The 13,612-nt window shown below is 58.7% G+C and carries 14 protein-coding genes; 4 read left to right on the top strand and 10 right to left on the bottom strand.

Features of this window, described 5'->3' with window-relative positions:
• Window positions 1–102: 102 nt before the first annotated feature.
• Genes GS646_RS03205 through GS646_RS03195 form a run of 3 tightly spaced genes read left to right on the top strand, consistent with a single transcriptional unit; the run spans window position 103 to window position 3,160 of the window.
• Complete coding sequence (locus tag GS646_RS03205; RefSeq protein ID WP_171648481.1) at window positions 103–1,068, top strand: threonine-phosphate decarboxylase; 966 nt, start codon at window positions 103–105, stop codon at window positions 1,066–1,068.
• On the top strand, window positions 1,065–1,985 hold the full coding sequence (gene cbiB, locus GS646_RS03200) for an adenosylcobinamide-phosphate synthase CbiB (protein ID WP_171188900.1): 921 nt from the start codon (window positions 1,065–1,067) through the stop codon (window positions 1,983–1,985). The genes GS646_RS03205 and cbiB overlap by 4 nt, the downstream gene beginning before the upstream one ends.
• Window positions 1,986–1,996: 11 nt before the next feature.
• Window positions 1,997–3,160 (top strand): lytic murein transglycosylase, encoded by a 1,164-nt coding sequence (locus GS646_RS03195; protein ID WP_171188898.1) that lies wholly within the window; start codon window positions 1,997–1,999, stop codon window positions 3,158–3,160.
• Window positions 3,161–3,175: 15 nt separating this feature from the next.
• Here the strand turns inward: GS646_RS03195 and GS646_RS03190 are convergent, their stop codons facing one another.
• The 5 genes from GS646_RS03190 to GS646_RS03170 form a co-directional block, all read right to left on the bottom strand.
• A complete protein-coding gene (locus GS646_RS03190) occupies window positions 3,176–3,514 on the bottom strand; it encodes an acyl-CoA thioesterase (RefSeq protein WP_171188978.1) in 339 nt (112 codons plus the stop codon).
• Window positions 3,515–3,737: 223 nt separating this feature from the next.
• Window positions 3,738–4,088 (bottom strand): hypothetical protein, encoded by a 351-nt coding sequence (locus tag GS646_RS03185; protein ID WP_171188896.1) that lies wholly within the window; start codon window positions 4,086–4,088, stop codon window positions 3,738–3,740.
• A gap of 53 nt (window positions 4,089–4,141) precedes the next feature.
• Window positions 4,142–7,597: a chromosome segregation SMC family protein gene (locus GS646_RS03180; RefSeq protein ID WP_171648483.1), complete on the bottom strand. Its 3,456-nt coding sequence runs from the start codon at window positions 7,595–7,597 to the stop codon at window positions 4,142–4,144.
• A 140-nt stretch (window positions 7,598–7,737) separates the two neighbouring features.
• Window positions 7,738–8,163, bottom strand: a complete 426-nt coding sequence (locus tag GS646_RS03175; RefSeq protein WP_253746761.1) for a hypothetical protein — start codon at window positions 8,161–8,163, stop codon at window positions 7,738–7,740.
• Between the two features lie 26 nt (window positions 8,164–8,189).
• Window positions 8,190–9,383 carry a PLP-dependent aminotransferase family protein gene (locus GS646_RS03170; RefSeq protein ID WP_171188893.1) on the bottom strand — a complete coding sequence of 398 codons (1,194 nt, stop codon included), beginning with the start codon at window positions 9,381–9,383 and terminating at the stop codon, window positions 8,190–8,192.
• Between the two features lie 149 nt (window positions 9,384–9,532).
• Between GS646_RS03170 and GS646_RS03165 the strand changes: the two genes are divergently transcribed.
• Window positions 9,533–10,303, top strand: coding sequence for a FadR/GntR family transcriptional regulator (locus GS646_RS03165; RefSeq protein ID WP_171096168.1), 771 nt, complete (start codon window positions 9,533–9,535; stop codon window positions 10,301–10,303).
• 42 nt (window positions 10,304–10,345) lie between these two features.
• Here the strand turns inward: GS646_RS03165 and GS646_RS03160 are convergent, their stop codons facing one another.
• From GS646_RS03160 to GS646_RS03140, 5 genes are all read right to left on the bottom strand, one after another.
• The gene (locus GS646_RS03160; RefSeq protein WP_171188891.1) at window positions 10,346–11,200 is read right to left on the bottom strand and encodes a hypothetical protein; all 855 of its coding nucleotides are present in this window, start codon (window positions 11,198–11,200) and stop codon (window positions 10,346–10,348) included.
• Between the two features lie 176 nt (window positions 11,201–11,376).
• Window positions 11,377–11,937 carry a F0F1 ATP synthase subunit B gene (locus tag GS646_RS03155; protein WP_171096173.1) on the bottom strand — a complete coding sequence of 187 codons (561 nt, stop codon included), beginning with the start codon at window positions 11,935–11,937 and terminating at the stop codon, window positions 11,377–11,379.
• A gap of 5 nt (window positions 11,938–11,942) precedes the next feature.
• A complete protein-coding gene (locus GS646_RS03150; RefSeq protein ID WP_171188889.1) occupies window positions 11,943–12,494 on the bottom strand; it encodes a F0F1 ATP synthase subunit B' in 552 nt (183 codons plus the stop codon).
• Window positions 12,495–12,580: 86 nt separating this feature from the next.
• Window positions 12,581–12,805: a F0F1 ATP synthase subunit C gene (locus tag GS646_RS03145; protein ID WP_005981269.1), complete on the bottom strand. Its 225-nt coding sequence runs from the start codon at window positions 12,803–12,805 to the stop codon at window positions 12,581–12,583.
• A gap of 48 nt (window positions 12,806–12,853) precedes the next feature.
• Window positions 12,854–13,612, bottom strand: coding sequence for a F0F1 ATP synthase subunit A (locus GS646_RS03140; RefSeq protein ID WP_171188887.1), 759 nt, complete (start codon window positions 13,610–13,612; stop codon window positions 12,854–12,856).

Genomic DNA, 13,612 nt, shown 5'->3' with positions numbered 1-13,612 from the left:
ACAGCGGCCCCACAGGTCCGTGATCACACGGATTTGCTTGTGTAAGAGGCGAAAATCCGCTTGAAACGCGCCAAAACCGGTCATTTCCCACAGAGAGAACAGATGAGCACATTGGATCACGGTCTGGACCCTCGCGCCGTGCGCGACCACGGCGGCGGACTGGACAGGGCGATTGTCAAATATGGCGGTCAACGCGCCAACTGGATCGATCTGTCGACCGGCATCAACCCGCACCCGTATGAGATATCTGGGCTTACAGCAGAGGATTGGACGGAACTGCCAGACCACGGGGCTTTTGAACGCCTGAGCGAGGCCGCGCGCCGGTTTTGGAACGTGCCAAAGGGCGCGGCGATCCTTCCCGCACCAGGAGCATCCGCCATCATCGCCCGTATCCCAGCGCTGGCCACATCCGGCACGGTTCAGATCACGCCACCCACCTATAACGAACACGCGGCCGCCTTTTCAGCTCAGGGTTGGAATGTTCAGGCCGACACAGCTGGAGACGCCCGTGTGATCGTGCATCCGAACAACCCCGACGGACGGATCTGGCGGGAAAGCGATGTCACTGCGCCGTTAACCGTAATTGATGAAAGCTTCTGCGACGTCACGCCGGATGCGTCTCTGATACATCTGGCGGACCGCCCCGGTGTGATCGTGCTAAAAAGCTTTGGCAAGTTCTGGGGACTGGCTGGAATGCGTCTGGGATTTGCCATCGGACGGCCAGACCTGATCAACCGGCTAAACGATTTGACCGGTCCGTGGTCCGTGTCGGGCCCTGCCCTGCGCATTGGAACCCAAGCCTTGTCAGACAACGGTTGGGCTGACGCCACACGCGAGCGTCTGACTCAAGAGGCCGCGCGGCTGGATGCGCTGGTTACTACCAAGGGTGCTCAGATCGTTGGTGGCACCAGCCTGTTTCGCCTGTACAAAGTCGACGACGCCGCCAATTGGCAGGACAGGCTGGCACAGAACCATATCTGGAGCCGCATTTTCCCCTATTCAACCATCTATCTGCGCCTGGGCCTGCCACCCAAGGACGGATGGGACAGATTGGAGGCCGCGCTGTGAGCGTTGGCCTGATGCTGGTCTGCGCCATGTGCCTGGACGCCGCACTGGGAGAGCCTGACTGGCTCTGGTCTCGCGTCAAACACCCCGCAGTGATGATCGGCAATCTGATTGGCTGGTTGGACAAACGGCTGAATCACGGAAATACGCGACGATTGAAAGGCGTTTTCGTGCTGATCCTGTTGCTTTGCGGCGCATGGGGGCTTGGCTGGGCGCTTTCGTTGCTGGGACCGGTGGTCGAGATTCTGGTTTGCGCGATCCTGCTGGCACAGAAATCTCTGGTCACGCATGTGCGTGCTGTGGGTGACGGGCTGTTGACTTCGCTGACCGAGGGGCGGGCACAGGTGGCGATGATCGTCTCACGCGATACCCGCGACATGACCGAGGCGCAGGTGGCACGGTCGGCCATCGAAAGCGCGGCAGAAAACCTCAGCGACGGGGTCATTGCGCCTGCTTTCTGGTTTCTCGTCGCCGGGTTGCCGGGGCTCTTGGTCTACAAAGCCGCGAACACTGCCGACAGCATGATCGGGTATCGCAATGAAAAGTACAGCGAATTTGGCTGGGCTTCGGCCCGGTTCGATGACTTGCTGAACCTGATCCCCGCCCGGCTGACTTGTGTGCTGGTCGTGGCGCTCTCAGGCCAACGGTCGCGCTGGCGCGAAATTGTTGGGGATGCGCGCCGCCATATCTCACCCAATGCAGGCTGGCCCGAGGCCGCGATGGCCCGCGCGCTGAACGTCGCCCTTGCCGGGCCACGCAGCTATGATGGAAAGCTGCGGGACCTGGCCTGGGTCAATGGCGACGCGCCGCGCGAGATCGGGGCGGCGGAGGTTTTCCGCGCATGTCACATGTTGTGGAGCGTTTGGGGGCTTGCGCTTGGGCTCGTGTCGGTGTGGGTTGGGGTCAATCTGGTTTTCTGACGGGTCCCTTCATGCGTTTTCTTTCCGGCCTAGTTGCCGCCGCTTTGCTTGCTTCTCCTGCCTTTGCCCAATGTGGGGGTGGGTTCAATTCCTTTGTCAAAGGCTTGAAGACCGAAGCCATGCAACAAGGCTTTGACAAATCCACCGTGAACGCATTTTTCAAAGGTGTGCAGCAAGACAATGCGGTGCTCAGGGCCGACCGGGCGCAAGGGGTGTTTCAGAAACCGTTCATTGAGTTTTCGCGCCGCCTGATTTCAGCCAACCGGATAGAGCGCGGGCAAGCCATGTCGCGTAAATATGATGCGGTCTTTGACCGGATCGAACAGGAATACGGTATCTCACGCGGGGTGCTGCTGGCCTTCTGGGCGTTCGAGACTGACTATGGCTCGTTCCAGGGGGACTTCAACACCCGCAACGCGCTGGTGACTTTGGCGCACGACTGCCGCAGGCCCGAATTGTTTCGCCCGCAAATCTTCGCCGCTATCGAACTGTATCAAAACGGCGATTTCGACCCGGCCCGCACGACTGGTGCATGGGCCGGAGAGATTGGCATGGTCCAAATGCTGCCGCGCGACATTTTGGAAAACGGCGTCGATGGTGATGGTGACGGGCATGTCCGTCTGAAAACCTCGGCCGCTGATGCGCTGATGTCCGGGGGCAAAATGCTGTCGCATCTGGGCTGGCGCGCGGGCGAGCCATGGTTGCAAGAGGTCACGGTGCCCGCTCAAATGGACTGGTCCCTGTCCGGCCCGGGTAAACCCCGCTCGGTGGCCGATTGGCAAGCCATGGGCGTACAGGCGCGTAGCGGGTCGTTGGCCAACCTGCCAGCCTCGCTAATCCTGCCGCAAGGGCGCAATGGTCCGGCATTTTTAGCCTACCCGAATTTCGACGTCTATTTCGAATGGAATCAAAGCTTTGTCTACGTTCTGACCGCCGCCTATTTTGGTACAAGACTGGAAGGCGCGCAGATCTATGACGTAGGCAATCCGGCGCAAGGTTTGAACGGAGCGCAGATGAAAGAGCTGCAAACCAAACTGCAAGCCAAAGGGTATAATGTGGGCAAGATCGACGGGATTCTGGGGGCCGGAACACGCGCTGCGGTGCAGGCCGAACAGGTCCGCTTGGGCCTGCCCGCCGATGCCTGGCCAACGGTCGACTTACTGAACCGGCTTTAGCCTGACACGCCGCGCTTAACTGTCGTCGAACACCGGGCGCGGCGCACCGTTTTCGTCCAAAGCGACGAACACGAACTCGGCTTCTGTAACCTTTTTTCCATTCTGCGATTGCCTCGGGCGTGCCCAGACATCCACGTGAACACGAATGGATGTGCGCCCAACATGCGTCAGCGTCGTATACAGCGTCACTTCGTCCCCAACCTTGACCGGGTGCAGGAACTGCATCGCCTCGACGGAAACGGTCGCTGTTCGCCCCTGCGCCACGCGCGCCGCCATATTGCCTGCCGCCAAATCCATTTGCGACATCAGCCAACCGCCAAAAATGTCACCGGCCGGATTGGTGTCTGCAGGCATCGCTATCGTGCGAATAACCAGAACACCCTCGTCCTGTTGGCGGCCATGCGACCCGCGGTTTTTACCCAAAGCGAGCCGGTCGTCGGTGTCTTCTGCCACAGGTTCAATCCCCTCCTAAGCCATTGACTGGAATGGTCGTCGGTTCAGTGTGGCAAGATTTCCCACCAAAATGAAGAGAACACCAGCTTTGCGCTTAGGTTATGTATCTCAATTCAGAAAAGATTTACTCAGGCCGGACGGGATAGCGGTCTCCTTTCTGATCAATCAGGATCAGCCGCTCACCGCTTCTTACATAAAGATCACACCGGCTGAATCCGTTGCGATAGGCGATACAGACGCTGCCGTCCTCGGCGATGGAATATGTGCCAAAAGCCGAGTCTCCGCTGGCATACGTGTAGGAATAGGCCCCACCGGCCGAGAATTTGGCCTGACCGTCATCGTAGAAGGTGAATGTTTGGCCTGCCAAAGCGTCAAGCTCTGCTGATGTCAGGGGAATGTCCCCGGACTTTAAAGGCCAGTCTGCAGCATAAGCTGAACTGGCTACGAACAGGGCGGGGATTAGAAATCGTGTCATGCGCCCAAGTTAGCGCGATCCAAGCGCAAACGTCATAAACTTGCAGTGAACGGTCACGCGACCATCTGTTCGGCCTTTTTCAGATCAACCGAGACCAACTGGCTTACGCCTTGTTCCTGCATCGTGACACCGAACAATCGGTCCATCCGCGCCATTGTCACTGCGTGGTGCGTGATGATCAGGAACCGCGTATCGGTCTGGCGGCACATCTCGTCCAGCAGATCGCAGAAGCGCGTGACGTTGGCGTCGTCCAGCGGCGCGTCGACCTCGTCCAAAACACAGATCGGTGCGGGATTGGCCAAGAACACACCAAAGATCAACGCGGTCGCGGTAAGGGTCTGTTCCCCGCCAGATAACAGGCTGAGGGTCGACAGTTTCTTGCCCGGCGGCTGGCACATGATCTCAAGACCCGCATCCAGCGGATCGTCGCTTTCGACCATGACCAGATTGGCCTCACCACCCCCAAACAGGTGCTTGAACAACATAGCGAAGTTCGAATTCACCTGTTCAAAAGCGGTCAACAACCGTTCGCGTCCTTCGCGGTTGAGGCTGGCGATGCCGCTGCGCAGGGCTTTGATCGCCTCTTCCAGATCGGCCTTTTCGCTGCTGAGCGTGTCGAACTCTTCCTGAACTTCTTTGCTGTCTTCTTCCGCCCGCAGGTTCACCGCACCCATGGCGTCGCGTTGGCGCTTGTGGCGGTTCACCTCGGATTCCAGAGCATCTGCAGCAGGCATCTGGTCGGGGTTCACATCCAGCTGATTCAGCAACTGGTTCGGGGTTAGCTGTTGATCCTCGGCGATCCGTTCTGCTGCAGCGACCACACTTTCCTTTGCCGCATCACAGCGCGCCTCGGCCGCCGCGCGGCTTTCGCGCGCTTCCGACGCAAGGCGTTCCGCTTCACGTTCAGCCAGAACAACCTCACGCTGCTGGGTCTCAGCCTCGGCCAGCTTGTCTGCAGCCTCTGCCCGGCGCGCTTCGGCGGCTTCGATCAATTCGTTCAGCTCTTCCCGCGCTTCAGCAATCTCACCGGGGGCGGCCATGGCGTCGGCCAGCTCCTCTTCCGAGCTTTCCTTGCGCTCAGCCAGTTCCGAGATCCGTTTTTCAGCGGTTTCCAATCTATGCCGCCACCCGCTGAGGTCTTTTGTGACCTCCTGCGAGCGGCGGGTGCGCGCGTCCCCCTCACGACGCAGCTCATCATGGGTCGAGCGGTGGGTCAGCATCGTGATCCGGGCCGCCTCGACAGTTTGTTTGATGTCCTCGACCTCAGCACGTGCACTGTCGAGATCGCCCAAGCCGCTCAATGCGCCCTCGGCTTCGCGCAGTTGTGCGCGGGCCGCCATAGCGTCTTCTTTGTGGCGATCTACGGCAAGGGTCAGGGTCTCCAGTTTACCCTGCGCCAGATTACGATCCGCTTCGGCGCGGCTAAGCAAGCGCGCAGTTTCGGCCATGCGCTGATCCGCAGCACGGCGGGCTTCTCGCGCACGGCGGTCTGCCTCGGTCACATCCGCCAATTGCCTGGACAGCGCTTCATGCGCGGCACGGGCGCCATCTGCCTGCGCCTCGGTGCGTGTCAGTTCCTGCTTGAGTGCTTCCAGCTTGTTGAGTTGCTCTAAACGCAGTGCAGCTGCGCTTGGGGCATCCTCGGCCCATGCACGGAAGCCGTCCCAGCGCCACAAATCACCCGAACGGGACACCAACCGTTGGCCCGGTTTCAGCGCTGCTTGCAAACGCGCGCCCTGATCGGCATCCACAAGACCGATCTGTGCAATCCGACGGCTGAGACGATCCGGACCCGAGACGTGAAGCGCCAGCGGTTCGACCCCATCCGACAAAGGCTGATCGCTGTCATATCCTGCCACCTGCACCCAGCCAGAAGGGCCATCGCCCTCAACCAAGGGCGCGCGTAGATCATCGGCCAGGGCCGCGCCCAGAGCCTTTTCAAAGCCCGGCGCGACGCGCAGCAGATCCAGCACTTGACCACCTTCGGCAGTGTCACGTTCCACCAGCTTGGCCAGCGCCGTGGTTTCAGCCCGGATCGCGCCAAGCTCACCTTCGGCCTCAGAACGCTGCGCGCGTGCTTCGGCCTCGCGCGCTTGCGTTTCATTGCGCAGCTCATCCGCAGCTGCCAGAGCCTCTTCGGCGGCTTCCGCGGCTTCGCGGGCTTTTTCCTCACCTTCCTGGGCGGCTTCAAACGCCTCGCTTGCGCGGGTCAAGGCAGTTTTGGCCTCATCCACTGCCTGCCGTGCCTTTTCCTCCTCACCCTCAGACCGGGCCAATGTCTTACGGCTGTCTTCGACCAAACGTTGGGCTGACTGGTGCCGGGCGACCAGACGGGCCATGTCCTCGGTTTGTTGTGACAGGTGGTCTTCGCGGTTTTGCAGGATCGAGGCTGCCTCACGCGCGATTTCTGCCGCCTCAGCCACTTTCTCGTCATGGCCTTCAGCGGCCTTTGCCAGCTCGCGCGCTTCCCATTCCAGGCGCTCAATCATTTGACCTGCGTCTCGGTTCAGACCGGCTTCACGCTCAATATCGTGGCCAAGCTGCTGAATACGGTTTGTCAGCGTCTCAATGGTCTGCCGCGCGCGGGTTTCCTGATCCGATAGTTGATCGCGCTGCACCTGCTGACGTTGCAGAACCGCAGCTGCGATTGCCTCTTCTTCACGGAGTGGCGGCAAAGTTTCTTCGATCTCGGCACGTTTTGCAGCGGCAGCGCGCGCCTCGGCCTCGGCACGGGAAGCTTCGGTTATACGTTCGCGCAGCTTTTCCTCTGCCTGCTGGCGGGCCATATCAGCCTCTTTCCAGCGTCGATACAGCAGCATCCCTTCGGCCTGACGCAGTTGTTCGCCGATTTCACGGTATCGCGCGGCCTGACGGGCTTGGCGCGCCAGTTGAGCCAATTGCCCACCAAGCTGTTCCAGAACGTCATCGACGCGGGTCAGGTTCGCCTCGGTGCCTTTCAGCTTTAGCTCGGCTTCGTGCCGACGCTGATACAGGCCCGAGATCCCAGCAGCTTCTTCCAGAATGCGGCGGCGAGCGCGGGGTTTGGCGTTGATCAATTCGGCGATGCGGTTCTGCCCGACCAGCGCAGGCGAATGCGCCCCCGTCGAAGCATCGGCGAACAGCATCTGTACATCGCGCGCGCGCACATCCTTGCCGTTGGTCTTGTATGCGCTGCCAACGTCGCGGGTGATGCGCCTTACGATCTCCAACTGATCGCTGTCGTTGAACCCAGATGGCGCAAGACGTTCCGAGTTGTCCATGGTCAGGACGACCTCGGCAAAATTGCGTGCAGGACGCGTGGCCGCACCCGCGAAGATCACGTCTTCCATCGCGCCACCACGCATGGATTTGGGCCGGTTTTCACCCATCACCCAACGCAATGCTTCCAGAAGATTGGACTTGCCACAGCCATTAGGCCCCACCACACCGGTCAGCCCGTCTGCGATGATCAGATCGGTCGGATCAACAAAGCTTTTGAAGCCGGTCAGTTTGAGCTTGCTGAAACGCAATGGCAGCGTGTCCCTTGATTCCTATGAGTTCAAAGTCTGCGCAAGGGATAGGGTCCGAGTCAACGGAGTTGCGCAGGATATGGGATATCATTTTGACTTATCCACAATATCTTGCCGAAATACCCAAGAACACGCGTATATCAATATGGGGTGCACTCAAAGACCTGATAGCCGTAGTCATCCCCAACGTTTTCGTAGATGCCATAGTCGATGCATTCATAGTTGGGCGTAGAAACAGCAGTCAGCAGCAACCGCTCGCCCGCGTCTCGATCACAGCCCAAAACACCAACCGTTACCGCCGCATCGCCCAGCACATCCAGAATCGGACAACCCGAAACCTGAGCCATCGCAAGGGCGGCCCGGTCTCGGACCGGACCCAGCCGTGGTGCGTATTGCGCGTTGACCCGAACCGCTTCGGCCAGCTCACCGCGCACGCGCACGTCGAATACGCTGCCATTCACCGCCACCCGCGTGGCAGGCACTTCGCGGAAATGAGGGGTTCCGGCCGCACATGCGGCCAACAACAAAGGGGCAAGACACCGGATCATGCCGCAGAGTTGCAGCATTTTGGTTAACAGATCCTTTCTGCGTATCAGGCCCGCAGTACTTCACCCAACCGACGAATACCTTCGCGGATTGCTGCCTCGTCAGAATTTGAAAAGCTAAGTCGAATGGTATTGGCGCCGCTGCCATCCGGGAAGAATGCCTGACCCGGCACAAACGCCACTTTCACCGTGTCCAACGCACGCGCCAGCAATTCAGACCCACTGACCCCTGCAGGCAGCGTGACCCAGATGAACATACCGCCCTCGGGCCGGGTCCACTCGACCCCGTTGGGCATATGCTGTTCCAACGCGTCCAGCATCACATCGCGACGGTTTTGATAAACCGCACGCACTTGGGGAATATGGCTGTCAAAACACGCTTGCGCCACGTCATGAACGGCCATTTGGTTTATGGTCGCCGAATGCAGGTCCGCCGCCTGCTTCAACAAAACCAACTGAGATATGATCGGCTTGGGCGCCACGACCCAGCCCATGCGCAGCCCAGGAGACAGGGTTTTTGAAAAGCTGCCACAATAGATCGTCCGGCAGTCTTCAATTGATCCTTTGCGGGCCAGCTCCAAAGACAGGATCGGTGGGATCGGATCCCCGTCATAGCGCAACGCCTGATAGGCCCCGTCTTCGATTATGGCGCAATCCAACTCTTCTGCCAGATCCAACAAAGCCTCCCTGCCTTGCAGATCCAGAGTTTCGCCGGTTGGGTTGGCAAAATCCGCCGACAGGTAAGCGAATTTCACCGCCCCGTCCCCGGCTGCTGCCTTGTATTCTGCGGCCCCGCTGTTGCCGTTCAGCCGATCAAACCGGGGTTCATACGCATTGAACGCTGCAAGCGCGCCCAGATAGGTGGGCCAACCAACCAGGGCGGTGTCGCCGGGCGACAAAAACAGCTTGCCAAGATAATCCAGCGCCTGCTGCGATCCCGACGTGATCAGAATGTTGTCGATGTCACACGCCACTCCGATTTCACGCATGTGCTGCGCCAGCCATTTGCGCAGCGGGACATAACCTTCGCTGACCGAATATTGCAGTGCCTGCGCTTGTGTCTCTGGCCCCAGCGCTGCCTGAAACGCCTGTGCAAACGCGTCGGCTGGGAAAAATGCTGGATCCGGAATGCCGCCCGCAAACGAAATGATCCCTGGTTGGTCGAGCAGTTTCAGCAGCTCTCGGATTTCTGATGCCTTCATCCGGGAAGCCCGGGTGGCAAACAAGGGATGTTGGGACATGAGGCTCCTCCGATCTCAGTTTCGGGCAGCCTATTGCCAGATGATTTAAAGTCAATAATGCTGACCTATTATTTCAGCCGATGTGAACAGGTGTTCTTGAACGTGCCCCATGTCCGTGGTCAAATGACTTGACCAATTGCGGAAACAACATGCCCTTTCACAAAGTTGAAACCGAAAAACTCTCGCTTGCCGTCGTTCGCCAGATCGAGCTTCTGATCCTGCGCGGCATCCTGCGCCCTGGCGAACGTCTACCCTCGGAACGTGAACTGGCCGAGCGGATGGGTGTGTCCCGCCCGTCCCTACGCGACGCAATATCTGAGCTTCAGGCGCAAGGATTGCTGACCGCCAAGGCTGGATCTGGGATCTACGTGGCCGAGGTTCTGGGATCGGCCTTTTCCCCTGCGCTGATCCGTTTGTTCGGCAGTCATGACGAAGCGGTGTTTGATTACCTGTCTTTTCGCCGCGACATGGAAGGGTTGGCAGCGGAAAGGGCTGCGCGCCAAGGATCCGAAAGCGACCTGAAAGTGGTACAGGCGATCTTTGACAAGATGCAAGCGGCCCACGACCGGAATGCAGCGGATGACGAGGCGCAACTGGATGCTGAATTCCATATGGCCATCATCGAGGCCAGCCATAATGTCATCATGTTGCATATGATGCGCTCGATGTATGATTTGTTGGTGCAGGGCGTGTTCTACAACCGTCAGACGATGTTCCAACAGCGCGCCACGCGCGAAGCGATTTTGGACCAGCATCGGGCCATCAATGACGCGTTACAGGCGCGCAGTCCTTTAGCCGCGCGCACCGCAATTGAACAGCACCTTGATTTTGTCGAACGTTGCATGGCCGATCAAAGGAAGACGGATCGAAACGAATCTATTGCGCAGCAACGTTTGCAACATGAAACCGGGCGGGCCTAAGCGCCACCATTATTTGCCGGTCGAATGTGGAAAACGCCGCGACTAAGCGGCCCCTGTTGCAGCGGGGAGCAGGTGGCGCGGAAAGGGTTTTCCACTGCCTTCTCCCAAATGACGATCAAGGGCCACTGTTGTCAGGGCCGGGTCAATGAACAGCCTTGCGCCACGGTCCCGAAGCCGTTTGTGAAGCATCACATGTTCGCACACCCGCTGCCCCTTTTCGTCGCGGCAAGAATAGCGCAAGCCCCGGAGCGCACGGGTTTTGTACAACCCGGCACCTCCAAACGCGCTGTCGACCGGTATAAGCGGGGTTTCGGTTGGAATATGGAATTGGCGGTCATAAACCGCTGACTTCAGCAACGCCCGGCGCCATTTCCGGCGCCCGAACAAAGGCCTGCGCGTGCTCTGAATGCGCTGCCAGACGTCTTCATCACACCAGCCGGGGCAGCGCAGAGCATAAATGTCGTAATATGCAGGTTTGGAATTGGCAAAGACGCCTTCCCACAAAGGAGTGACCCTTTTTGCGGCGGTCAGAACCGCCTGAACGTCCAGGCACGTATTCGGACCATTCAGATCCAGCACCAGGGTCAACTCGTTGTCATCGTCTTTTGCTTCCAGCCTGTTGAGTATGGCATTTCTTGCCGCAGTGATGCGCTCAATCCGGTCAGGAAATCTAGAAACAAGCCCGTCCAGCTGAATGATGTCGACATGCCGGTTTCTTTCGGCGTAGTCGTTCAATACACGGTTCGTATCGTCCGAATTGTCGTTGGTCGCAATGATGACCGAATACCGGTGCAACTGAGCAGACAGGTTTTGAACCCTGTTGATCGTGTCGATCAACGCCGCGCCACCATTTCTGACCACGCCTACAATATTCATCGAAACTGCGTCGCCCGACACGGTCTGTCTTTCCCTGTATTTTCACGCTAGCTGCAAAGTTTCCCTGTCGACCAGTTCCCCAACGGTTGGCAGGATTCGGAGTATGCTTCAAATCAAGCAGAACTCGCCACAAAACAAAAGACCCGAAAGCGAAACGCCCCCGGGTCAACTGTATCATTTGTCTGGCGGGTCAACCGTCAGTGCAGCTTGGTGCCTACATCTGCAATCGACGCGTCGATCAGTTTGTTGGCTTGTGCTGCGGTCATTTGCTTGGCCAGAACCGAACCCGCCGCAGCAACTGCGACCGAAACGGCCTGATCACGCACTTCTTTCACAGCAGACGCTTCAGCCGAAGCGATCTGATCCTGAGCTGCAGCCAGGCGGCGTTCAATCGACTTTTCAAGGTCAACCTTCGCCTGTTCCGCTGCCAGAGCCGCGTCTTCCTTGGCCGCGGCAACGATGGCATCGGCCTGCCCCTGAACTTCGCGCTGCTTGCGCTCGTACGATGCTAGCAAACTGCGTGCTTCTTCGTGCAGGGCGCGTGCTTCGTCCAGCTCGGACTTGATGCCTTCGGCACGATTGTCCAGCGCCCCACCGATCATGCCGGGGACCTTGAAGTAGAACAGAACCGCAATGAAGACGATGAAGCCCAGAAGGACGACAAAGTCCGTGTTGCCAAGCGAGAAGAACGGGCCTTTGGCCGCAAAGGCCGGGCTGGCCGCACCAAATGTCAGGATAAGAGCAAGAGTGTTCCGCATGTCACTTATCCTTTCGTCTGCGCATCTACGGCACCGGCAATGGCATCCGCATCCGCTTCGCCGCCAAGTGCTGTGACCAGTTCGGCAGCCGTGTCCTTGGCAACCACTTGAATGCTTTCCAGCGCACCGGCTCGGATTTCGGCAATTGCCTTTTCCGATTCAGCCGCTTTTGCAGCGATTTCCGCGTCCGCCTTTGCAATCGCGTCATCCAGACCAGCCTGAATTTCGGCGCGGGCTTCCGCTGCGATACGCTGTGCCTCAGAACGGGCATCGGCCAGGGATTTGTTGTAGGCTTCTTCAGCCTCGACCGCCTTGGCCTTCAGATCTTCGGCCGCAGCCAGGTCGTTGGTAATGGTCCCCTGACGTTCAGCCAGGATTGCCGCGATGCGAGGCAGAGCCACGCGGGACAGGACCAGAAAGATGACGACCAGCGTAATGACCAGCCAGAAAATCTGGTTGGGGAACCAATCGAAGCAGAGCTGCGGCATACCGATGGCAGAGCCATAGGAGTCAACGCACGAGCCAGCTACTTCTTTCGTAATGGGTTCAGTCGCCATGATGTCCTCCGTCGGAACGTTGTCTTTACAACAGGTGGGCCGCTATGGCTTGGGCCCACCTGCGCGTAAGGATCAGGTTCCGCAGATTAGACGGCGAACATCAGCAGCAGCGAGACCAGGAATGCGAAGATCCCCAGGGCTTCTGCGAACGCGATACCGATGAAGAGGGTTGCGGTCTGCGAAGCAGCCGCCGAAGGGTTGCGCAGGGCGCCGGCCAGGAAGTTGCCTGCAACGTTGCCCACCCCGATTGCGGCTGCGCCGGAACCGATTGCTGCCAGGCCTGCGCCGATGTGTGCGAGATCGCCTTCCATGATGTATCTCCTTACGAATTGGAAGTTTCGATGTTTGGGTATCGGACCTTAGTGCGAAGGATGCAGCGCATCTTTCAGGTAAACACAGGTCAGAATGGTGAAAACGTAGGCCTGAATGAAGGACACAAGGACCTCAAGACCATACATTGCAGTAATCGCCAGAACGGACACGGGCGAGATCACGGCAATCGCAGCAAAGCCTGCGAAAACCTTGATAACCGCGTGGCCCGCCATGACGTTACCGGCAAGACGAATAGAGTGGCTGACAGGACGTACGAAGTACGAGATCAGCTCGATGATCGCCAGGATCGGACGCAGTGCCATCGGTGCGCTGGACACCCAGAACAGACCCAGGAACGCGGCGCCGTTTTTGACGAAGCCCAGAACCGTCACGGTCAGGAACACGGCCAACGCCAGCGGGATGGTCACGGCGAAATGCGATGTGGTGGTGAACGATGTCGGGATCAGGCCCAGGAAGTTCGCGCAGACGATGAACATGAACAGAGTCATGACATAAGGGAAGAACTTAACGCCTTCCTTGCCGCAGATGTCTTCCAGCATTTTGTAGATGAAGCCATAAGTCAGCTCTGCAACAGACTGCATCCGCGTGGGGACAATCGCGCGTTTGGACGTCGGCAGCACCAGCAGGGCGATTACCGCCAGGATCGCGAAGAACAGCCACAGGGTCACGTTGGTCACAGTGAACATGCCGACCGCACCGTCGCCGAACAACGGTTTCACGATGAACTGATCCATCGGGTGGAAAACCAGGCTGCTGCCTTCTGCTGCGGTGGTCTCAGTTGCCAC

This window comes from Ruegeria sp. HKCCD4315 (assembly GCF_013112245.1).
In the GTDB taxonomy this organism is placed as follows: Bacteria; Pseudomonadota; Alphaproteobacteria; order Rhodobacterales; family Rhodobacteraceae; genus Ruegeria.
This window is presented reverse-complemented; position numbering and strand designations above follow the sequence as displayed.